The sequence below is a fragment of the Streptomyces sp. DH12 genome, assembly GCF_020873895.1.
In the GTDB taxonomy this organism is placed as follows: Bacteria; Actinomycetota; Actinomycetes; order Streptomycetales; family Streptomycetaceae; genus Streptomyces.
In genome coordinates this window covers 29,742-51,242 of the sequence record NZ_JAHWGT010000017.1, presented here as the reverse complement: position 1 = coordinate 51,242, position 21,501 = coordinate 29,742, and the positions used below count along the sequence as shown (strand labels likewise).

Genomic DNA, 21,501 nt, shown 5'->3' with positions numbered 1-21,501 from the left:
GGTCGGGGGCGCGCCAAACCGGGGCCCGGTCGCCGCCGGGAGGGGTCAGCTCAGGTGGAGCTGCTGGCCCGGGTAGATCAGGTCGGCGTCGTCGACGACGTCCTGGTTGAGGTCGAACAGCTTCTTCCAGCCGCCCGCGACCTTCTCGGCCGTGGCGATGGAGCTCAGCGTGTCGCCGGCCTTGACGCGGTACTCGCCGTCACCCTTCTCGACCTTCTTGCCGGTCGGGGTCGTGACGGTGCCGGAGGACTTCGGGGTGGCCTTCGCAGCGGCCTCGGGGGCCGCGGGCTTGGGGGTGGTGCGCTGCTCGCTGCGGTTGGCGGGCTGCTCGGCGGGGCGCTCGACGGCGGCGCCGCCGTCGTAGGAGGCACCGGAGAGGCCGACGCCGCAGCTCGGCCACGCGCCCTTGCCCTGGCCGGCGAGGACCTTCTCGGCCACGGCTATCTGCTGCGACTTGGAGGCCTTGTCGGCCGTCTGGGCGTAGGCGGTGCCGCCGTAGGCGGCCCAGGTGGAGGCGGAGAACTGCAGGCCGCCGTAGTAGCCGTTGCCGGTGTTGATCGACCAGTTGCCGCCGGACTCGCACTGGGCGACGCGGTCCCACTCGGCGGCGGTGGCGGCGTTCGCGGTCGTGGCGCCGAGCAGCGGGGCGGCGACGGCGGCACCCGTGATGCCGGCGAAGGCGGCGAAACGGACGGCCTTGGACGGACGGCGGTGCTTGCGCTTGCCGGAAGAAAGCATGCTGGGTCTCCTCACCGACGCCTACGAGGTGAGCTGTCGGGTTCGGGCCTGGTGAGTGCCCGGCCGTGCGCTGGGTGGCGCACGGCTTCACCCCTAGCCGGTCCCCGGCCGTCCTTCGACGGCCCGGCCCCGGCACCTACCTTGGGTCCCCCGCTCCTGCCCACGGCGCTGAAAGCGTCGACTGTTCCCGTCGCCGGCGGCAGGATTCGGCGTTACCGGTCGGACGGGGCCCGCGGTGGCGAGCGGTTTCGACCGTAATCACAGACCCACCCGAAGTTCAAAGAGGGACATCCGGGTCAATCCGCCCCTACTTGCCTGCCCCGTACGGGTGTTTGCGCAGGTAGGGGCGGAAGCGGACGGACCGGGCGGCGGGGGCGCGCCAGTTGGGGTGAAGAGACTCTTGTCTCACTTCCCAGAAACGGACATTCAGCCCGTAACTACCCCTTGGGCTGGGCGAGATCGAGGCTCTGGCCAGGGACGATGTGGTCCGGGTCGGTGCCGACGGTCCCCCGGTTGGCGTCGTAGAGCGCCGGCCAGCCGCCGGGGACCTCGTGCGCGTCCGCGATGGCCCAGAGGTTGTCGCCGGGCCGGACCGTGTACGTGCCGTCGGCCGCCAGGCCGTCGGGGGTACGTGCCGCGGCGTCACCGCGCGAGGTGGGCGCGCCCGTTTCGCGCCCCTCGACCGCTCCGCCGACCCCGAGGGGGTCCTCACCGGCGACCGGGGCCGTCGAACCGGCCGCACCCGGCTCCTCGGCCGGCTCGCCGCGGTGCTTGCCGGTGCCGGAGGCGGGGGCCGGGGACCCGCCGTCGACGGGCGTCCCGCCGGGGGCGGTCGGGGAGGGCGCGGGGGTGGACCCGCCCGGGGCGGCCGGTGCCGTCGGCGCGGTCGGCGCGGTGGTGGCTCCGGTGCCGGCGGCGGCGCCGGGCGTGCCGGTCGTGGCACCGGGCGTGCCGGTGGCGGCGCCGGGCGTGCCGGTGGCGGCGCCGGTCGCGGGCCGGTCGGTCGCGGACGGCGTGCCGGCGCCGGGGGCGGGCTCGCCGGACTCCTCCGGCTGCTCGGCGCTCGCCGACGGTTCGGGCGAGGCGTCCGGAGCGGTGTCCGGGGAGGCGGCGGAGCCGCTGCCGCCGGTCAGGCCGGCGATGGGAGCGCAGGTCTCCCAGGCGGCGGCGCCCTGTGCGGCGTAGACCTTCTCCGCGACGGCGATCTGCTGGGCGCGGCTGGCGAGGTCGGCGCGGGGCGCGTAGGCCGTGCCGCCGTACGCCTGCCAGGTCTCCTGGGAGAACTGGAGGCCGCCGTAGTAGCCGTTGCCGAGGTCGGCGCTCCACATGCCGCCGGTCTCGCACTCGGCGACCCGGTTCCAGGTCTCGGCGTCGGCTGCGGACGCGGTGCCCGCGCCGAGGAGCGGCAGGGCGATGGCGGATCCGGTCACCCCCGCGGCGACGACGAGGGCGGGGGCCTGACGGGGTCGACGGTGTCGTCCGTTCCCGGAGCGCATGCGTTGGACCTTTCGCGTGACTGCTGAGGTGACGGTGAACGTAGCGGCATTCGAACGTCAGTCACAAGTCGATGCAGGGGAGATTACGCGAAGATCACAGTCTTGACGGAGTGTCAGCTTGCCTCGGGGGTGAACTCCACCGGCAGCGTGCGCAGTCCCCGCATGATGAGGCCGCCGCGCCAGCGCAGCTCCTCCGGATCGACGGCGAGCCGCAGGTCGGGCAGGCGCGTCAGGAGCGTGGCGAGCGCCGTCTGCCCCTCCAACCGGGCGAGCGGCGCGCCCAGGCAGTAGTGGATGCCGTGCCCGTAGCCGAGGTGCTGGTTGTCGCCGCGCGCCAGGTCGAGGGTGTCCGGCCGGTCGAACCGCTCCGGGTCCCGGTCGGCGGCGGCCAGGACGACCAGCACGGGCTCGCCCACCTCGACGCGCTGCCCGCCGAGGGTCAGCGGCTCGGTGGCGAAGCGCCAGGTCGCCAGCTCCACGGGCCCGTCGTACCGCAGCAGCTCCTCGACGCCCGTCTCCAGCAGGCCGCGCTCCCCGGCGGCCAGCGACCGCTGGAGGCGGGTGCGCTGGCCGTCGTCGCGGAGCAGGGCGTACGTGCCGTTCCCGATGAGGTTGACCGTGGTCTCGAAGCCGGCGAACAGCAGGATGAAGGCCATCGCGGCGGCCTCGTTCTCCGTGAGGTGCTCGCCGTGGTCGGAGGCCCGGATGAGACCGGAGATCAGGTCGTCGTCCCCGCCCTGCCCCAGCCCCTCCCGCTTGCGGTGGATCAGGTCGACGAGGTACGCCCGCATCCGCTTCACGGCCCGCGCCACCCCGCCGCGCGGCCCGCCGCCGTGCCGGATCATCTGGCCGGCCCAGTCCCGGAAGTCGTCCTGGTCCTCGGCGGGCACGCCGAGCATGTCGCAGATGGCGTGGATGGGGAGCGGGAAGGCGAACTCGTGGATGAGGTCGGCCTCGCCCTTCGCGGCGAAACCGTCGATCAGCCGGTCCGTCAGCTCCTGCACCCGGGGCGCGAACGCGGCGACCCGGCGCGGGGTGAACGCCTTCGACACGAGCCGGCGCAGCCGCGTGTGGTCCGGCGGGTCGATGTTGAGCAGGTGCGTCATCAGCTCCGCCTTGCGCTCCCCCGGAATGCCGGTCTTGCCCTTGGCGTGCGCCGGCTCGGCGTGGTGCGCCGGGTTCTTGCTGAGCCGCTGGTCGGCGAGGGCCTGCCGGGCGTCGGCGTACCGGGTGACCAGCCACGCCTCCACCCCGCTCGGCAGCCGCGTCCGGTGCACGGGGGCGTGCTCCCGCAGCCAGGCGTACGCCGGGTAGGGGTCGGTGGCGAACTCCCAGGTGAAGAGCTCGGGGGGTGCGGCGGGGTCGTGGGGAGCGTTCACCCCCCGACGGTATCCGGCCCCTCGTCGAGCGCCCGCACGGCACCCGGGTGCCCGGCGTCGGCGGCCTTCCGCATCCAGACGGCGGCCTCCCGCGGCTCGTACTCGGCGAGCAGGCGGGCCATCCGGTACGCGCCGTGGGGGTCGCCGAGCTCGTGGCCGCGGGTGAACCACTCGACGGCTCCCGGCCGGTCGTGCTCCTGCTCGCACAGGGCGCCGAGGAGCGTCGCTGCCGCGCCGAGCCCCTGGGCGGCGCACTCGTGCAGGTACTGCTCGGTGGCGTTGCGGGTGCGGATCCGGTCCGGGGCGCGCTCGACGGGCCGGGCGGTGTCCAGCGCGTCGGCGGCCCGGCGCAGCCACAGCCCCGCCAGCAGCTCCTCGCCCCGGTATCGGTGGAGCGCCCCGAGGCTCCCCGCGACACGGTGGCGGCCCGCTTCGAGCGCGTGGCCGTAGCGTTCGAGGGCCCCCGCGTCGTCGCCCTCGGCGAAGAGCAGGTCGCCCAGCCGGTGCGCCGCCTCGGGGTCGCCGTCGGCCGCGCCCCGGCGCAGCCAGCTCCGCGCCCGGTCCAGCAGCAGCAGGCCCAGCCGGGTCGCCGCGGTGGCGTCGCCCGCCTCGGCGGCCTGGCGCAGATACGGTTCGGCCGCGCCGGGTTCGCCCCGGTCGGCGAGGACGCGGCCCAGTTCGGCCGCCGCAGGACCGTGCCCGGCGTCGGCGGCCCTGCGCAGCCAGCTCACCGAGCCGGTCAGCCGCGCCAGGCGGTGCATCGCCGTGGCGTCGCCCTCCTCGGCGCGCGCCCCGAAGTGCCGGGCGGCCGGCCCGGCCACGGCCCCGCGGTCGTGGGCCAGGGCCAGCTCCCACACGGCGTCCGGCACCGGGGGGAGACCGTCGTCCGCCAGCGCGTCGGCGACGAGGGAACCGTACGCCCGCCACTTCCCGTCCTCCTCGACGAGCAGCCCGGTCACCCCGAGGCGGGGGCGGGCCGCCCAGGCGAGGGCGTCGGCCGGGTCGGCCGGGTCGTCGGGCGCGTGGTGCGCGTACGCGGCCCGCACCAGGTCGAGGGGGAGCGGGCCGTGCAGTCCGCACCGCGCCAGGTCGATCGCGGCGCGCACCAGCAGGTGGCCGCGCGGGTGGCGCGCGGGGCGCTCCGCGCGGCGCCACTCCTCCCACAGGTCGGGGCCGACGGCCAGGTAGGAGGTGACGGCGCGGCCGTCGCACCAGAAGAGCGCCGTCTCCAGCCGCCCGTCGTCCTGGGCGACGAGCCGGCCGGTCTCGGCGAGGCTCCACTCGGTGCCCAGCTCCACCGTCCGCGCCCGGCTGAGGACCCGGGCGGGGCCGGGGGCGCCGAAGCGGTGCTCGTCGTAGGCGGCGTCGGACATGGTCGCGAGCACCGGCACGCCCTGGGCGGTCAGCCGGGCGAGGAGCGGGGCGTCCAACCCGTGCGGTCCGAGGTGGCGTTCGAGGTCGTCCAGCCACAGGACGCACCGCCCGCCGCGGGCGCCCATCCGCTCGGGCACGTCCCGCAGGTCGGTGCCGGGCGGGGGCGCGCAGACCCGCCGGTCGGGCAGGGCGCGGCGCAGGGCGGCCCAGGCGGTGGTGGTCTTGCCGGACAGCGGCTCGCCCGTGACGAGCACGAGCCCGCCGCGCCCCGCCGGCCCGGCGAGGATCCGGTCGAGTGCGGCGTCGGCGTCGCGCTCGACGTACGGGCCGTCGTGGCGGGCGCCGAGGGCGAGCGGGTCGGCGGTGGCCGCGTCGAGCCACACCGCCGGGTCGGGGGCGGGGGGCGGGCCGTAGTGCAGCGCGCCGATGGTGCCGGCCTGGACGACGGTGGTGGCGGCGCCGCCGGAGACGGTGTTGCGCACGTCGTGCGCGCCGCCGCCCGGGCCGGGGCCGGCCGCCCCGTGGCCGTGCGGGCCGGTGCCTCCGACGCCGGGGCCGCCCGGTCCGGGGCTCTCCGGTCCGGAGCCGGGGCCGTCGGCGGCGGTGTGGTGGGGGCCGGGCCGGTCGCCGGGGCCTTCGGCGCCCGCGCCGCACGCGTCGACGAGGGCGCGGATCCGGCGCGGGGCGCGGGGGTCGCGCTGGGCGGCGTGGCGCAGCCAGTGCTCCAGACCGGCCCGGACGACCCGCTCGTCCGTGCCCGACCGCAGCTCCTCCTCGACGAGCGCGAGACCGCCCGCGTCCCCGAGGTCGTCCTCCGTCAGCCGCGTCCTGACCCAGGGCCAGGCGGCGCTGCGCATGACGGCCAGGAAGGCGGTGACGTCGGCGGCCGTGAGCCTCTCCCCGTACGCCATCACGCGTCCTCCCCCGACTCGCCCGCCCCGTACGCCCGGAGGGCCACGTTACCCAGCCGGCCGGGCCTCCGCCGCGCGGATGGCGTCGCGGTAGGCGCGGGCGGCGGCCCGCAGCGCGGCCTCCGGGTCGACGCCCTCCACCTCGGCCCGCACCGCCATGGCGAGGAGCTCGTAGCCGATGCCGGGGCCCGCGGGCGGCGGGACGTCCAGGCCGGCGGCGCGCACCCGGCCGGCGAGCTTGGACGCGAGGGCGAGGCCCGGCTGGCCGAGCGGCACCCCGTCGGTCACCGACGTCCGCTGCTTCTCGACGGCCTTCGTGCGCAGCCAGTGCGCCTTGACCTCCTCCGGGGTGTCGGCGGTCGCGTCGCCGAAGACGTGCGGGTGGCGGTGGACGAGCTTGTCCACGAGGGCGCCCGCCACGTCGTCGACGGAGAACGGCGCGTCCTCGTCCTCCTCCGCGACCCGGGCGTGGAAGACCACTTGGAGGAGGACGTCGCCCAGTTCCTCGCGCAGCTCCTCCCGGTCGCCGTCCTCGATCGCCTCGACCAGTTCGTACGCCTCCTCGATGGCGTACTTGGCGAGGCCCCGGTGCGTCTGCCGGGACGACCAGGGGCAGGAGCGGCGGATGCGGTCCATCACCTCGACCAGGTCGAGGAGGCGCGCGCCGGGCAGGTCGTACGAGCCGGGCAGCAGCTCCAGGTCCGGCATGGCGACGCGGCCGGAGCCGGCGAGGCGGGCCAGGCCGTCGGTGAGGGCCCGGTCGCCCTCGCCGGCGGCGAGGACGACCACCGTGCGGCCCCCGGCGCACGCCTCCACCAGCTCCTGCGCGGTCGGCGCGGCGACGACCGCCTCGACGCCCGCCTCCCGCAGGTACGGCAGCTGCGGGTGGCGGTCGTCGGGGCAGAGCACGCGGTCGGCGGAGCGCAGGGCCTGCCAGGCGGGCCAGGACAGCACACCGGGGGCGACCCGGTGGCTGGTGGTGAGGAGGACGACGCGGCCGGTGGCGGCGGTGGCGGCCGAGTCCGCGCCCTCGGCGTGCTCGTTCTCCGCGTGCTCCACGCGCTCCGCGTCCCCGGCGTGCCGGGGGCTCTCGGCGCGCTCGGGGCTCTCGGCCTGCTCGGGACTCTCGGGGTGGTTGGCGTGCTCGGGGTTCACCCCTCGAACCTACAGGGCCTCCGGAGCCGCCCCCGGGTCCTGGGTGACCTGGCGGAGCCAGGGGGCCTGGTAGCGGCCGAGCTGGATCTTCGCGTCGTCCCAGGTGCCGTAGCGGGGGTTCACGTCGATGTCGAGGGACTTCGACGCGGCCGTGAACAGCCGGGTCAGCTTCTGCTGGCCCTCCGGGGTGTTCGACGCGCCGTGCCGGTCGGCGATCTTGTTCATGAGGACGTTGCGGCGGACGACGGCGTCGATCTCGTCGGGGGCGATGCCCTGCTGCTGGAGGAGCATCGCGGCGAGCTGCGCGTCCCCGCCGTACTGGCGGGCGGCGGCGCGCCGGGTCTCCTGGACCTCCTTGCGGCTGACGGTGATCCCGGCCTCGGCGGCGACCTCCTCCACGACCCGGTCGAAGATCATGCCGTTGAGCTTCTCGCGGCTGAGGTCTCCGGTGGCCCGGATGAGCTGGTCGGCCTGCGGGGACGCCTCCTGCGCCGCGCGCACCTCCCGCACCTGGGCCTGGAGGGCGGCAGTCTCGATCCGGTCCCCGCCGACCACGGCCGCCGCACCGGGGTGGGCTTCACCGCCGCAGGCGGCCAGCAGGGGCGCCGCGACGACCAGGGCGGCGGACACGGAGAGCGCGGTGCGACGGCGGCGGTGCAAAGGGGGCCTCCCGGCGTGGGTCGTACGTCAGTGTCAACGACCTTGCGGTGATCGATGGTATGCAGTGGCCGTGGCCCGGGCCACTACTTCGGAGCCACTTCTGCCAACGAGTCACGGTCGCGCGGGGTCTCGGGCCGCAGCATGATCGTCCGGGAGAGGACGAACGTGACGGGGATGGCGGCCGCGGCGGCGAGCAGGGGCGCGTACCGGCTGGACAGCCCGGCCACGTCGACCAGCAGGTAGACGCCGGCGGTCGTGATGACGAAGTTGGCCGCGTTGGTGAGCGGGAAGAGCAGGAACTTCCGCCAGGTGGGGCGGGTGCGGTAGGTGAAGTGGCTGTTGAGGAAGAACGAGCCGGTCATCGACAGCAGGAACGCCGCGACATGCGCCCCGACGTACGGCAGGCCGACCGTCAGGAACAGCAGGTAGAGGCCGTAGTAGGTGGCGGTGTTCACCACGCCCACCAGGGCGAACCTGACGATCTGGCCGCTGACGCCGGTCATCTGCGGGTGGACTCCCCCGGGGACGGACGGGTGCGGCGGCGCGGCCGGGTCGGTCACCCGCGCGGGTGGTGCGGGCGCCGCTGCACCTCGTGGTGGATACGGCCACATACTCCCCGATGGCGTCCGGCATGACCATCTCGACCCCCGCCGCGCGTGCCGGGGCGGCCCGCCGGCGGGGTGGCCCGCCCGGCGGCCGTACCGGGGGCCGTCCGCTCGTGCGCCTCCGGCGTCCGGGTCACCGGCGCGCCACCGAGACTTCACCCGTGCACCACCGGAACGTGTCCCGCGCGGGTGCCGCCGGGGCGTAGCTTGCCCCGCATGCCCCCTCTCCTGAACAACCCGCTGACGCGGCGCCTGTTGCGGCCGGCCGTCTCGCTGGTCGAACAGCGCATGGACCGGGTCACGGCCGCGTTCCAGAAGGACCTCGACGCCCTCCACCACGAGCTGGCCGACCTGCGCCGGCAGAGCTACGGGCTCGGGCTGCTGCTCGACCACGCCGGGCGGGACGCGCACCGCATGCCGACCCCCACCCAGGTGGACCGGCTCGTCGGCGAGGTGCGGGACGTCACGGGGCTGCCCGCCGAGCGCGTCCGCGGCGACGTCACCGTCGCCTACCGGCACCTGGTGGCCCTGGAGGCGCTGGGCGCGGGCGGTGTCGGCGGGTCCGTCTCCGACGTGTGCGGCCGGCTCGCCGCGCTGCCGGTGCTCGCGCCGGCGCGGGGCGGGGAGCTGGAGGTGCTGGAGGTGGGCACGGCGCACGGGCTGTTCGCGGCGGCCCTGCGCCGGATGCTGCGGCAGGGCGGCGTCGAGGCGCGGCTGACCGTCGTCGACCCGCTGGACTCCACCCCGATCCGCGAGGACGTCGTGCGCGACAACCTCGCCCTCGGCGGCGGCCGCCCGGACGACGGCACCGCGACGCGGCTCGTACGGGGCGCGCTCGGCGACCCGGCGGTGCGGGAGCGGGTCGCGGACCGGCGGTACGGGGTGGTCGTGGTCAACGGCGGACCCGACGCGGCCGCGGCGCGGGAACTGGCGGGGCCGGACGCCGTCGTCGTGCTCGCCGCGGACGCGCCGGCGCCGGGCCTCGCGCCGCTGGGCCGGGTGGCGGAGACGGCGTACTTCCGCGCTGCGGGCTGAGCACGGAGGGCTTCCGCGCGCCGGACTGAGCGCGGCGGGCTGAGCACGGAGGGCTTCCGCGCGGCGGACTGAGCGCGGCGGGCTGAGCGCGGCGGACTTCCGCGCGGCGGATCGGGCCAGGGGGCCGAACCGCCCGGCCGCCGGGGCGGGCCGCCCGCCGTGAGCCGGGCGGCCGCCCGCGGCGGGGGGCCGCCGGGGGCGGGCGTGGGCGGCTTGCCGCGGCGGGATCGCCGGGGGCGGCGGGCCGTGGGGCCGGGGTCGCGTCGGTCAGGCCCCGCGGACCTGCTGCTGGTGCTGGAGCGCGCGGCGCAGCTCGGCCGCGAGCGGGTGGTACGGGCCGTAGGTGCGCTCCGTGTCGTACAGCAGCTCCTGGAGGTGCCGGTGGGCGGCCGAGTGGTCGCCCGCGGTGAGCAGCAGGTGCCCGATGCGGTGGCGGATGTCGAAGGCGCGGCCGGCGTCCCCGCCGGGCTGCCGCCGGGCGTCCTCGTGGTGCGGCAGGATCGCCCGGTACTCGGCGAGGGCCGCCGTCGCCTCGCCGAGCTGCTCCAGGCAGAGCGCCGCGTCGTAGCGGTACTGGAGGGCCTGGGGGTCGGCCGGGCCCGCCTCGGCGGCCCGGTCGTCGGCGAGCCGGCGCAACTCCGGCAGCGCCCGCCGGTACTGGCCGTCGTCCATGAGGGTGGAGGCGTACTGCCGGCGCAGGATGCGCACGACCGCCGAGTGCTCGCCGTGCTCGGCGGCGGCGGCCGGGAGGATCGCGCCGAGGACGTCCACGGCCTGGGTGATGCGGCCCTCGCCGAGCAGCCGCTTCACCTCGTCGACGGCGGCGGCGACGTCCGGGCGCCCGGCGGGCGCGCCGGCCGGGGCGGGGACGGGCGGGGCGTGGGTGGGCGGGGGCGGCAGCTGCGGCGGGGCGGCGGGCGCGGCGGCCCGGTCGGGCCAGGGCGCGAGCGGCCGCAGGAAGGGACGCGTGGGGTCCATGGGGCCGGCGGGGGCCGCGCCGGGCGCGGGCAGCAGCGGGGCGAGCGCCTCGTACACCTCCTGCGCGCCGGACGGGCGGTCCGCGGGGTCCTTGGCGAGGAGCCGCAGCACCAGCGCCTCCAGCGGTCCGGGGACCTCGGGGCGCAGCCGGCGGACGGGCTGGGGCGGCTCGTAGAGGTGGCGGTGCAGCACGCCGAGCGCGGTCGACCCGGCGAACGGCACGGTGCCGCTGAGCAGTTCGTGGAGGAGCACGCCGAGGGCGTACAGGTCGGTGTACGGGCCGACGGCGCCGCCCATGGCCTGCTCGGGCGCCATGTAGGCGGGGCTGCCGATGGGCGAGCCCGTGTGGGTCAGGCGGGTGGTGTCGGTGTCCACGACGGAGGCGACGCCGAGGTCGAGGACGGTGACGGTGCCGTCGGGCTTCACCATCACGTTCCGCGGCTTGAGGTCGCGGTGGACGATCGGCACGGCGTGGACGGCGGCGAGGACCGCGCACAGCTGCGCGGCCACGGCCACGGCCCACCGCCACGGGTACGGCTCGTGCTCGGCGAGGTGGTCGGCGAGGTCGGCGCCGTCCACATGCTGCATGACGAGGTACAGGTCGTCGGCGTCGCTGCCGGCGTCGTGGACGGTGACCAGTCCGGGGTGGGAGACCTGCGCCGTGACCCGGCACTCGCGGACGAAGCGGCGGCGCATCTCGTCGGCCCCGGTGGCGGCGGCCATGTGGTCGGGCCGCAGCAGCTTGACGGCGACGCGGCGGTCGAGGCGCCGGTCGTACGCCGTCCACACCTGGCCCATCCCGCCCTGGCCGATGAGCGCGGCCAGTTCGTACCGGTCGGCGATGACCCGTCCGTTCACTTGCCGTCTTCCCTGCGGAGGAGGTCGCTCAGCTCGTCCAGCTCGGCCCGGACCTGCTGGATGCGGGGCGGCGCGGCCTGCGGCTGCGGGTACGGCTGGGGTTGGGCGGGCTGGGGTTGGGCGGGCGGCTGGGGTTGCGGTGCCCGCTGCGCGGGGGCCTGCGGCTGGTGGTGCGGGTGCGCCGGCGGGGCGGCGAGGGGGGCGGCCGCCCCCGGTATCCCCCCGTACGGCTGCGGGTGCGGCTGCGGCTGCGGCTGCGGCTGCGGGTGGCCGTACCCGGGCCCGGGGCCGGCCTGCGGGTACGTGGTCCCGTACGGCGAGCGCCCCGGGAGGCCCGCGCGGCGCGGGTCGTGGTGGCGGATGTCGGCGTACAGGAAGTACGCGGTGAACAGGGCGGCGTTCAGCAGGATCCCGCCCACCAGGACGTTCGCCAGCGTGGTCTCGATGTCCTCGGGCATGAACGCCATGCAGGTGATCGGGGCGACGACGGAGACGCCGAACAGCCACCAGTCCCGCGTCCGGCGCGTCACCACGGCGAGCCGCAGGGTCGTGGCGCCGGTGAGGAAGCCCAGGCTGAGCAGCGGCAGGACGGCGAACAGGACGCGCGGCACGACGACTCGGGCCGTCGTTGGCCGCTGCGGTGGCACGGGGCCGGGGCCGTACATGGCTGCTCCTGGGGGCCGGGCGGTCGTCACGTCGGACGCGCGCACACGCGGGTACGGGGACGAGCGTATACAGCGGCGCCGACGGCCACCCCGGGGTCGTGCGGATCGCCCGCCCGTCTCACGCCTCGATCGTGCCGTCCGTCAGCCCGTCGTACAGGCCGCGCACGAGCCGCTCCCCCAGCCGGCCCACCTGCCGCAGCGCGTCCTCGAACTCGGCGAGCGCGCGGAACCGCTCGCCGTGGCGGCGCTGTTCGGCGAGCGGGAGGCGGGGCAGCCGCAGCCGGCGCACGTCGAGCCGGGTGGCGGTGGACGCGTGGCTGCTGGCCCGGCGCTGGTTGGCGGAGCCGCGCAGGAACCCGGCGAGGAACCACGGGTCGATGGCGGCCGGGTCGGGGCGCAGCAGGTGGAGGTTGCGGCCGAGCGCGGCGCCCTCGGCGGCCGCGTCGACGACGCGGGCGACGGAGCCGCCGCCGAGGACGGGGACGACGACGTCGCCGGCGCGCAGCAGCACCGGCTCCTCGTCGGCGGGGCCCTCGGGGAGGGCACCGGTGGGGCCCTGGCCGGTGAGGACGTCCTGTTCGGTGAGGACGCGGGGCCCGTCGGCCGGGCCGGACCCGGAGGCGGGGGCGGGGGCGGGGACGGCGGTGCCCGCGTGGAGGCGCAGGGCGCCGGCGCGGGCGAGTTCGCCGACGGTGACGCCCGGCGCGCGGTGCGGGGCGGGGCGGCCGGGGGCGGGCGGGGCGGCCGGCTCGGCGGGCGGGGCGAGCCGCGCGGTGCGGCGCAGCTCGTCGGCGAGGCGGTCGCGCACGGTCGCCAGCTCCGCGGCGCCGCCGTCGGCGGCCGGGGGCGGCAGGTGGCGGGCGGGCGCCAGGTCCACGTCGTCGTCGAGGAGGTCGATGACGGGCAGGGAGCGGCCGGCGCCGGACCGTTCACCGGTGGTGCCGTGCCGGGCGAAGGGCGTCCAGGCGTCGAGCACGGCGGTGTGCACGGCCGGCCAGTCGAGCCGGTCGCGGCCGGCCGCTCCGTACCCGCTGACGTCGACGAGCAGCAGCTCCGGCGTGGGGGCGGCACCCTCCGCCGGGCCGCCGGGGCGGCGCAGCACCCACAGGTGGAGCGGCACGCCGTAGGGGGGCGCGGCGCCGGCCGGGAGGGCGACGACCGCGCGGAGCGCGCCGCGGCGCAGCAGGTCCGCGCGGATGCGGCGGCCGGAGCGGCGTGAGGCGGCGGCGGGCGGCATGAGGAGGACGGCGGTGCCGCCGGGGCGCAACCGGGCGAGGGCGTGCTGCACCCAGGCCAGCTCGGACTCGGTGCGGGCGGGGAAGCCGTACTCCCAGCGCGGGTCGTAGGCGAGTTCGTCGTGGCCCCAGTTGCGCTCGTTGAAGGGCGGGTGGCAGACGACGGCGTCGGCGGCGAGGTGCGGGTGGGCGTCGGCGCGCAGGGCGTCGCCCGCGCGGGCGTGCACCGCGGCGCCGGTGTGCAGGGCCAGGCGCAGCGCGGTGAGCGCGGCGAGGTCGGGGTCGGCCTCCTGGGCGTACAGGGCGGCGGGCCCGTCGACGGCGCGCAGCAGGGCGCCGGTGCCGGAGGCGGGGTCGAGGACCGTGACGCCGCGCCCATGGGGCAGCTCGGCGCCGTGCCCGGCGCCCCGGTCGCGCTCGGCGCCGTGCTCGGCGGGGAGGGCGAGGGCGGCCATGAGGGCGGCGGGGCCGGGCGGGGTGAGGGTGTACTGGCGGGGGTTGGCGTCCAGGTGGCGGCCCAGCAGGAACTCGAAGGCGCCGGGGGCGCCGCCGGGCTCGGCGGCGGCCAGCTCGACGGCGGCGCGCAGCAGGGGCAGGGAGGGGGCCAACTCCTCGGCGGTGGGGGTGGGGACGGCGCGGTCCGGGCCGAGACGGGCCGTCAGGGCCTCGCCGAGCGGGGCGGGCAGCAGCGCCGCGAGGCGGTCGCCGGGCGCGGCGGCGGCCTCCCGCCAGGCGGCGGGGGCCTCGTGGACGAGCAGGAGCGCGCACCCGGCGTGGACCAGGGCGGCCGGGGCGCCGGCGGGGTGCCCGGCGACCTGCTGCCAGACGCGTTCCCGCAGGGGTACCTCGGCGAGCTTGCCCTGGGCGCGCAGCCACCGCTCGATCTCGGCGAGGGCGAAGGAGGGGCTGGTCTCCGTACCGCCGACGGGCCGGGGGAAGTCGGGGTGGCGGCGGCGCCAGTTGCTGACGGCGGCCCGGCCGACCCCGGCGAGCCTGGCGATGCCGGCGGCGGTGACCTCAGTTGCGTTGTCCGGCACGTGGCCGCTCCCTCCGTCCGCTGGGTGTGGACCGATCCTACGGTGGCGCGCGTACACACCCCTTCCACAGTGTGACTCGACCCGAGACCTGTGAACCGTGTTGACTCGGTTCACAGGCTCTGCTGTGATTGACCCGTCGCCACACGGAGCTGCGTCCGGGCTCCGACCCTGCCGACCTCCGGCATGCCGCCCGCCGCCATGCCGCCACCACCTCGTCTCCTCGCCCGGAGGGCAGCCACCATGTCCCACGCCCCGCAGCAGCCCCAGTACGGTGCCCCGGCCCCGGCCCCCGCGCCGGCGTCCCCGGCGCGCAACGGCCTCGGCACCGCCGCCCTGGTGCTCGGCATCATCGGCACCGTCACCGGCTTCGTCCCGCTCCTCTTCTGGCTGGCGGGCCTCCTCGGCCTCATCGCCCTGGTCCTCGGGCTCTCCGGCCGGGGCCGCGCCAAGCGCGGCGAGGCCACCAACAAGGGCGCCACCACGGCGGGCGCGATCCTCGGCCTCGTGGCGCTGGTCCTCTCCGCCGTCGGCGCGTTCCTCACCTTCAAGGCCGTCGACGAGGCCGTCACCGAGATCGACAAGCAGCTGTCCTCGACCGCGCCCAAGGACGCCACCGGCGGCACGGCGACGAAGGACGCCACCGGCGGTGCCGCGACGAAGGACGGCGCCGCGGACGCGTCCGCCACGCCGGTACCGGAGGTGCTCGGCGCGGACGAGACGGTCGTCTACGACGACGACCTCCAGGTCACCGTCTCGGCGGCCGCGGTGTACACGCCGACCGAGGCGTCGGACGGCCACGCGGAGGGCAACACCGCCTACCGGGTCACCGTCGTCGTCGAGAACGCCGGCAAGGAGACGTACGACTCCGACACCGCCTTCCTGGAGGCCCGCGCCGGCAAGGATGGCGTGACGGCCGGCCAGGTCCACGACGAGGGCCTGGACGGGATCACCGGTGCGGTCGCGCCCGGCAAGCGGGCGACCGGCACCTACGCCTTCGACGTGCCCGCCGGTGCGAAGACGCTCACGGTCGAGGTCACGCCGGGCGTGGACTACGAGGCCCACCAGTGGGAGCTGAAGCTCTGACCTGCCCCGCCCCCGGCCCACCAGTGGGAGCCGAAGCCCTGACCCGGCCCCACCCCACGGCCCGACCCCCCGCCCCGGAGAGCAGCCCATGCCCGCCGCCCACCCGAAGGTGGCCGCGCCCACGGTCGTCCTGGCCCTCGGGCTCGGTGTCCTCGCCCTGCTCTCCCCCGCCGCCCGCGACCCCCACGTCGAGCACGCCGGGACGACCGGCCGCCTCACCGGGCTGACGGCGCCCGAAGTGCTCGACCGGGCCCTCTCGGCGACGAAGGGGGCCCCGTCCCTCCGGGTGGAGGTCGCCCGGGGCCGCACCGGCGGGGGCGCCACCCGGGCGTTCCTCTCCGTGGGCCCCGGCGGGCGGTGCGCGGGCACCCTGACCGTGGGCACCGCCGGCACGGTGGAGCTGATCCGCACCGGCGACGACGCCTACGTGCGCTTCGACGAGGCGTACCTGCGCGCGGAGCGCGCGGCCGGCGGGCAGGGCTCACCGCACCGCACCGAGCGGGTCCTGACGATGCTCCGGGGCCGCTGGCTGCGGACCGACCCCGCCGACCCGGCGCCGGGGGGCGGACCGGACCCGTGCGACCTGGAGGCGCTCCTCGCCGACGTGGAGGCGAACGCCGTCTCCGCCCGCCGCGCCGGCCACGCCACCGTCGACGGCCGCAGCGCGCTGAGGCTGACCGTCCCGGCCCGCGGGGCCACCACCACCGCCTACGTCGCCGCCGAGGGCGAGCCGTACCTGCTGCGGACCGAGACCCGGGGCGGGGCGGCGCCGGGCACGGTATCCCTCACCGCGTCCGACGACCCGGCCGGCGCCGACCCGCCCGCCCCGCGGGACGTCGTCGACCTCGGCCCGCGCCGCGGTACCTGACCGGCCGTCCGCCGGGGCGTCGTCACAGCCGGTGGCGCACCCACACGTTCGGCTCGACGTACACGGCGTACCCCTGCGACGCCTCGCAGCGCACCGGGGCGAGCGCGCCCGGCACCTCGACGGGCCCGTCCGCGTCGAAGGGCAGCCCCGTCCACTCCCGCCACCGCTCGACGCTGTCGGTGATGGTCATGGACGCCGGCGCGACGGAGTCGACGACGCCGCCCGCGCGCACGTGGGCCCGCAGCCACGGGTCGTGCGGCAGCCCGTCCCCGGGCCGGGTGCGGAAGGCGTACTCGGCCATCGGCGCGTGCGGCTCCAGGTGCTTGCCGTTGGGCCGTACCGGCGCCACCACCTCGGCGAAGCCCGCCCCGCGCGCCGCGTCCCGCATCGCGTCCAGCATCACCGACGACAGCCCGTGCCCCAGCAGGTCCCGGGCGACGGAGATCTCGATGGCGCTGACCGTGTCCGGCGTCCGGCCGTCCCGCCGGTCCCGCATCGCCCACACCAGCACCTGGTCCCAGCCCTTGGCCGGCAGCGCCCCGCCGCCGCGCCCCTCGGCGCGCAGCGCGAACGGCACGCTGAACGCCCGCGCCACGACCCGCCCCTCCCCGTCGACCGCGACCCGCACGTACTCCGGGACCTCGGCGACCATCCAGTCGTAGGCGACGTCGGAGACCGGGTCGTGCTGCATGAACGGCTGCCAGGTGTGCGGCATCCGCCACATGGCGCTCGTCAGGTCGGGGCGTTCGGCGATGCTGTGGGTGGTCACGTCCATCCGCGCAGGCTAGGGCGCCCGGCGGCGCCCGGACCAGCACTTTCCCGCGCACGGGAGGGCGGGGCGGGTGAGGCGGGCGGGGCGGGCGGCGCGGCTCAGGGGAGGCGCTCGCCGGGGCAGCCGTTCAGGACGCGCTTCATCGCGTCCCGTTCGGCGGCGGTGACCCACACGCCGTACTTCTTCTTCACCGCGACCTGCCGCGCCACGTACCGGCAGCGGTACTCCCGCGACGGCGGGAGCCAGGTGGCGGCGTCGCCGTCGCCCTTGCGGCGGTTGGCGGAGGCGTCGACGGCGAGGAGGTTCAGCGGGTCGTTGGCGAAGCGCAGCCGCTTGTCCGCGTCCCACTGCCCGGCGCCCTTCTGCCAGGCGTCGGAGAGGGCGACGACGTGGTCTATGTCGACCTTCCGGTCGCCCCGGGCGAAGGCGATCCGCCTGCCGGTGTACGGGTCCTCCGCGAGGACGCCGCGCGCCACCTTGCACCGCTCCCCGTCCTGGTACCGCACGTCGGTGGCGTCCCGGGCGAGGATGTCCTCGCGGGTCCCGCAGCCGTTGCGGTCGGTGTCGGCCCAGGCGCGGCCGAACTCCTCGCGGTCGTACCCGGTCTTGGGGGCGCGGCCCTTCACGGTGAGCGTGTCGACGGCGGCCAGCGCCGGCCCGCCCGCCCCGCTCCCGCCGCCCGCCGCCCCGCCGCCGCCCGCCGGGGGCTGCGGGGTGCAGCCGGCGGCCAGCGCGGCCGTCACCAGCAGGGCGGCGGGCACGGTCCGGTGAGGGGCGCGGCGGGCCCGGCGGACCGGGCGGGCGGGGGGCGCGGGCGGGGTCGCGGTACGGGCGGGCATGGGCGCATCCTAGGCGGCCGCCCGGAAGCCCGGTACCGCGCCCACCCGTCCGGCGACGCGCCCGCGCGGGCGGTCCTGCGAGCCGCCGCGCGGGCCGCCCACGAACGGCCGAAGTACGGCCACCCGAGCGCCCACGAGCCGCCCGGCCGCCGCCTACCAACCGCCTACGAGCCGCCCACGAGCCGTCTACGAGCCGAGGATCGTCGTCAGGAACTCGCCCGTCCACGACAGCAGTTCGCGGCCCACCACCGGCTTGCCGCCGATCGTGCCCGTGGTCGGGCGGGGCACCAGGATCTGGTGGGCGGACGCCTTGATCACCGTGCGCGGGTGGAGGCGCTTGAGCCGCAGCTCCTGCGACTCGCGCAACTCCACCGGCGCGAAGCGGACGTTGTTCCCCTGGAGGACGATCTCGCCGACCCCGCAGGCCCGCGCCAGCATCCGCAACCCGGCCACCAGCAGCAGGTTCTCCACCGGCTCCGGCAGCTTGCCGTACCGGTCGGCCAACTCCTCCCGGACCGCCCGGATGTCCTCCTCGGAGTTCGCGGAGGCGATGGCCCGGTACGCCTGGAGGCGCAGCCGCTCGCCCGGGGCGTAGTCGTGCGGGACGTGCGCGTCGACCGGCAGCTCGATCTTCACCTCCAGCGGCGGTTCCTCCGCCGCCCCGCCGCCCTCCAGGGAGGCCCGGTAGTCCGCGACGGCCTCCCCCACCATGCGCACGTACAGGTCGAAGCCGACGCCCGCGATGTGGCCGGACTGCTCGCCGCCCAGGAGGTTGCCCGCGCCGCGGATCTCCAGGTCCTTCATGGCGACGTACATGCCGGCGCCCATCTCGGTGTGCTGGGCGATCGTCGCGAGCCGCTCGTGGGCGGTCTCCGTCAGGGGCTTCTCCGGCGGGTACAGGAAGTAGGCGTACCCCCGCTCCCGGCCGCGGCCCACCCGGCCGCGCAGCTGGTGCAGCTGCGACAGGCCGAAGTTGTCGCCGCGCTCCACGATGAGGGTGTTGGCGTTGGAGATGTCGATGCCGGACTCGACGATCGTCGTGGAGACGAGCACGTCGAACTTCTTCTCCCAGAAGTCGACGACGACCTGCTCCAGCGCCTGCTCCGACATCTGGCCGTGCGCGATGGCGATGCGCGCCTCGGGGACGATGTCGCGCAGCCGGGCCGCCGCCCGGTCGATCGACTCGACGCGGTTGTGGATGTAGAACACCTGCCCCTCTCGGAGCAGCTCGCGGCGGACGGCCGCGCCGATCTGCCTCTCCTCGTACGGGCCGACGAAGGTGAGGACCGGGTGCCGCTCCTCGGGCGGGGTGGTGATGGTCGACATCTCGCGGATGCCGGTGACGGCCATCTCCAGGGTCCGCGGGATGGGCGTCGCGGACATCGTCAGCACGTCGACGTCGGCGCGCAGCTTCTTCAGCTGCTCCTTGTGCTCGACGCCGAAGCGCTGCTCCTCGTCGACGATGACCAGGCCGAGGTCCTTGAACTTCGTCTCGGACGAGAACAGCCGGTGCGTGCCGATGACGACGTCGACGGAGCCCTCCCGCAGCCCTTCCAGGGTGGCCTTCGCCTCCGCGTCCGACTGGAACCGCGACAGGGCCCGCACGACCACGGGGAACTGCGCGTACCGCTCGGAGAAGGTGCCGAAGTGCTGCTGCACCAGGAGCGTCGTCGGGACGAGGACGGCGACCTGCTTGCCGTCCTGGACGGCCTTGAACGCGGCCCGGACGGCGATCTCCGTCTTGCCGTAGCCGACGTCGCCGCAGATCAGCCGGTCCATGGGGACCGTCTTCTCCATGTCCTCCTTCACCTCGGCGATGGTGGACAGCTGGTCGGGCGTCTCCACGTACGGGAAGGCGTCCTCCAGCTCGCGCTGCCAGGGCGTGTCCGGCCCGAAGGCGTGCCCGGGGGCGGCCATGCGGGCCGAGTACAGCTTGATCAGGTCGGCGGCGATCTCCTTGACCGCCTTCTTCGCCCGCGCCTTGGTCTTCGTCCAGTCGGCGCCGCCGAGCCGGTGCAGGGTCGGGGCCTCGCCGCCGACGTACTTGGTGACCTGCTCCAGCTGGTCGGTGGGGATGTACAGCCGGTCGCCGGGCTGGCCGCGCTTGGCGGGGGCGTACTCGACGAGGAGGTACTCGCGGGTGGCGCCCTGCACGGTCCGCTGCACCATCTCGATGTACCGGCCCACGCCGTGCTGCTCGTGGACGATGTAGTCGCCCGCCTCCAGGGTGAGCGGGTCGATCGTCTTGCGGCGGCGGGTCGGCATCCGCTGGCCGTCCTTGCCGGCCGCCTTCTGACCGGACAGGTCGGTCTCGGTGAGGACGGCGAGGCGCAGCGCGGGGTCGACGAAGCCGTGGTCGATCGAGCCGCACGCGACGTGCACGACGGACGGCGAGATGTCGGTGAGGTCGCCGTCGAGGCGGGCCGCGATGCCCTCGCCGCCCAGCACCTCGACCGTGCGGGCGGCCGGTCCGTGCGCCTCGGTGACGTAGACGGCGCGCCAGCCGTCGGCGAGCCACCCCTTGGTGTCGGCGAGGGCCCGCGCGGTGTCGCCCCGGTACGACTCGGGGGCGCGCATGCCCAGCTTGATCGTGTCCGCGTCGAGTTCCTCGTCGGCGGCGAACGGCGACACCGACCACCACATGACGCCCAGCTCCCGGGCCCGGTCCCGGACGTCCGCGATGCCCCACAGGGAGGCCGCGTCGACGTCGATCGGGGCCTCGCCGCCGGTGGCCGTCGCGGCCCAGGAGGCGTGCAGGAACTCCTGCGAGGTGGCGACGAGGTCGGCCGCGCGCGTACGCACCCGCTCCGGGTCGCAGACCACGGCCATGGCGCCCTTCGGCAGGACGTCGAGCAGCAGCTCCATGTCGTCGACGAGGACGGGGGCGAGGGACTCCATGCCCTCGACGGCGATCCCCTCGGCGATCTTGCCGAGCAGTTCGCCCAGCTCGGGGTGGTCCTCGGCGAGGGCGGCGGCGCGGCGGCGCACCTCGTCCGTGAGGAGCAGCTCGCGGCAGGGCGGCGCCCACAGGCCGTGCTCGGCGACCTCCAGGGACCGCTGGTCGGCGACCTTGAAGTAGCGGATCTCCTCGACGTCGTCGCCCCAGAACTCGACGCGCAGCGGGTGCTCCTCGGTGGGCGGGAACACGTCGAGGATCCCGCCGCGCACGGCGAACTCGCCGCGCTTCTCCACCAGCTCCACGCGCGCGTACGCGGCGGCGGCGAGCCCGGCGACCACGTCGTCGAGGTCCGCCTGCTGCCCGGTCCGCAGGGCGACGGGCTCCAGGTCGCCCAAGCCCTTCACCTGCGGCTGGAGCACGGAGCGCACGGGTGCGACGACCACCGAGACGGGGCCCGCGGACGGGTCGTCCGCCGACGGGTGGGTGAGGCGGCGCAGCACCGCGAGGCGGCGGCCGACGGTGTCGGAGCGGGGGGACAGCCGCTCGTGCGGGAGGGTCTCCCAGGAGGGGTACTCCACGACGGTGTCCGGGTCCAGCAGCGAACGCAGGGCCGCCGCGAGGTCCTCGGCCTCCCGGCCGGTCGCCGTCACCGCCAGCACCGGGCGGCCGGCGTCCCGGGCCAGCGCGGCCACCGCGAAGGGCCGCGCCGCCGGCGGACCGACCAGGTCGACGTGGCCCCGGTGCCCGTCGGCGGCGGCCTTGACGGCCTCGGCGAGGGCGGGGTCCTTGACGACGGCGTCGAGCAGACCGTGCAGGCTCATGGGGCTTTCCGTCCCGTGTCTTCGTAGGGGGCTGGGCAGCACGAAGGACCCGACACGAACGACGGGCCGGGGTCTCTTCAGCCTACGCCCGCC

The 21,501-nt window shown here is 76.6% G+C and carries 16 protein-coding genes and 1 riboswitch; of the genes, 3 read left to right on the top strand and 13 right to left on the bottom strand.

Features of this window, described 5'->3' with window-relative positions; translation table 11 throughout:
• Positions 1-45 precede the first annotated feature (45 nt).
• The 7 genes from LPA54_RS17445 to LPA54_RS17415 form a co-directional block, all read right to left on the bottom strand.
• Positions 46-738: a transglycosylase family protein gene (locus LPA54_RS17445; RefSeq protein WP_228978699.1), complete on the bottom strand. Its 693-nt coding sequence runs from the start codon at positions 736-738 to the stop codon at positions 46-48.
• A 3-nt stretch (positions 739-741) separates the two neighbouring features.
• A riboswitch (cyclic di-AMP (ydaO/yuaA leader) is annotated at positions 742-916 on the bottom strand.
• A 259-nt stretch (positions 917-1,175) separates the two neighbouring features.
• The gene (locus tag LPA54_RS17440) at positions 1,176-2,234 is read right to left on the bottom strand and encodes a transglycosylase family protein (protein WP_228978698.1); all 1,059 of its coding nucleotides are present in this window, start codon (positions 2,232-2,234) and stop codon (positions 1,176-1,178) included.
• 113 nt (positions 2,235-2,347) lie between these two features.
• The gene (locus LPA54_RS17435) at positions 2,348-3,613 is read right to left on the bottom strand and encodes a cytochrome P450 (RefSeq protein ID WP_228978697.1); all 1,266 of its coding nucleotides are present in this window, start codon (positions 3,611-3,613) and stop codon (positions 2,348-2,350) included.
• Positions 3,610-5,898 (bottom strand): tetratricopeptide repeat protein, encoded by a 2,289-nt coding sequence (locus tag LPA54_RS17430; RefSeq protein ID WP_228978694.1) that lies wholly within the window; start codon positions 5,896-5,898, stop codon positions 3,610-3,612. The genes LPA54_RS17435 and LPA54_RS17430 overlap by 4 nt, the downstream gene beginning before the upstream one ends.
• A 48-nt stretch (positions 5,899-5,946) precedes the next feature.
• Positions 5,947-6,957 carry a nucleoside triphosphate pyrophosphohydrolase gene (locus tag LPA54_RS17425; RefSeq protein ID WP_228978864.1) on the bottom strand — a complete coding sequence of 337 codons (1,011 nt, stop codon included), beginning with the start codon at positions 6,955-6,957 and terminating at the stop codon, positions 5,947-5,949.
• 105 nt (positions 6,958-7,062) lie between these two features.
• Entirely contained in the window at positions 7,063-7,713 is a 651-nt protein-coding gene (locus LPA54_RS17420) for a SurA N-terminal domain-containing protein (RefSeq protein ID WP_228978693.1), read from the bottom strand.
• A gap of 83 nt (positions 7,714-7,796) precedes the next feature.
• Positions 7,797-8,216, bottom strand: a complete 420-nt coding sequence (locus LPA54_RS17415; RefSeq protein ID WP_228978691.1) for a GtrA family protein — start codon at positions 8,214-8,216, stop codon at positions 7,797-7,799.
• A gap of 318 nt (positions 8,217-8,534) precedes the next feature.
• Here LPA54_RS17415 and LPA54_RS17410 point away from each other — a divergent pair, with 318 nt between their 5' ends.
• Complete coding sequence (locus LPA54_RS17410; RefSeq protein WP_228978689.1) at positions 8,535-9,353, top strand: class I SAM-dependent methyltransferase; 819 nt, start codon at positions 8,535-8,537, stop codon at positions 9,351-9,353.
• A gap of 267 nt (positions 9,354-9,620) precedes the next feature.
• Here the strand turns inward: LPA54_RS17410 and LPA54_RS17405 are convergent, their stop codons facing one another.
• From LPA54_RS17405 to LPA54_RS17395, 3 genes are all read right to left on the bottom strand, one after another.
• Positions 9,621-11,189 (bottom strand): protein kinase, encoded by a 1,569-nt coding sequence (locus LPA54_RS17405; RefSeq protein ID WP_308112867.1) that lies wholly within the window; start codon positions 11,187-11,189, stop codon positions 9,621-9,623.
• A complete protein-coding gene (locus LPA54_RS17400; protein WP_228978687.1) occupies positions 11,186-11,854 on the bottom strand; it encodes a hypothetical protein in 669 nt (222 codons plus the stop codon). The genes LPA54_RS17405 and LPA54_RS17400 overlap by 4 nt, the downstream gene beginning before the upstream one ends.
• Before the next feature lie 118 nt (positions 11,855-11,972).
• Positions 11,973-14,126 (bottom strand): N-6 DNA methylase, encoded by a 2,154-nt coding sequence (locus tag LPA54_RS17395; protein ID WP_228978684.1) that lies wholly within the window; start codon positions 14,124-14,126, stop codon positions 11,973-11,975.
• 240 nt (positions 14,127-14,366) lie between these two features.
• On the opposite strand from LPA54_RS17395, the gene LPA54_RS17390 reads away from it, so the two are divergent.
• Positions 14,367-15,209: a DUF4190 domain-containing protein gene (locus LPA54_RS17390; protein ID WP_228978681.1), complete on the top strand. Its 843-nt coding sequence runs from the start codon at positions 14,367-14,369 to the stop codon at positions 15,207-15,209.
• 88 nt (positions 15,210-15,297) lie between these two features.
• Positions 15,298-16,077, top strand: coding sequence for a hypothetical protein (locus tag LPA54_RS17385; protein WP_228978679.1), 780 nt, complete (start codon positions 15,298-15,300; stop codon positions 16,075-16,077).
• Positions 16,078-16,099: 22 nt separating this feature from the next.
• Here the strand turns inward: LPA54_RS17385 and LPA54_RS17380 are convergent, their stop codons facing one another.
• The 3 genes from LPA54_RS17380 to mfd all read right to left on the bottom strand — a co-directional run bounded on the left by LPA54_RS17380 (position 16,100) and on the right by mfd (position 21,408).
• Positions 16,100-16,852, bottom strand: a complete 753-nt coding sequence (locus LPA54_RS17380; protein ID WP_228978677.1) for an N-acetyltransferase — start codon at positions 16,850-16,852, stop codon at positions 16,100-16,102.
• Positions 16,853-16,947: 95 nt separating this feature from the next.
• A complete protein-coding gene (locus LPA54_RS17375; protein ID WP_228978675.1) occupies positions 16,948-17,688 on the bottom strand; it encodes an HNH endonuclease family protein in 741 nt (246 codons plus the stop codon).
• A 186-nt stretch (positions 17,689-17,874) separates the two neighbouring features.
• Positions 17,875-21,408 carry a transcription-repair coupling factor gene (gene mfd / locus LPA54_RS17370; protein WP_228978673.1) on the bottom strand — a complete coding sequence of 1,178 codons (3,534 nt, stop codon included), beginning with the start codon at positions 21,406-21,408 and terminating at the stop codon, positions 17,875-17,877.
• Positions 21,409-21,501: the final 93 nt, after the last annotated feature.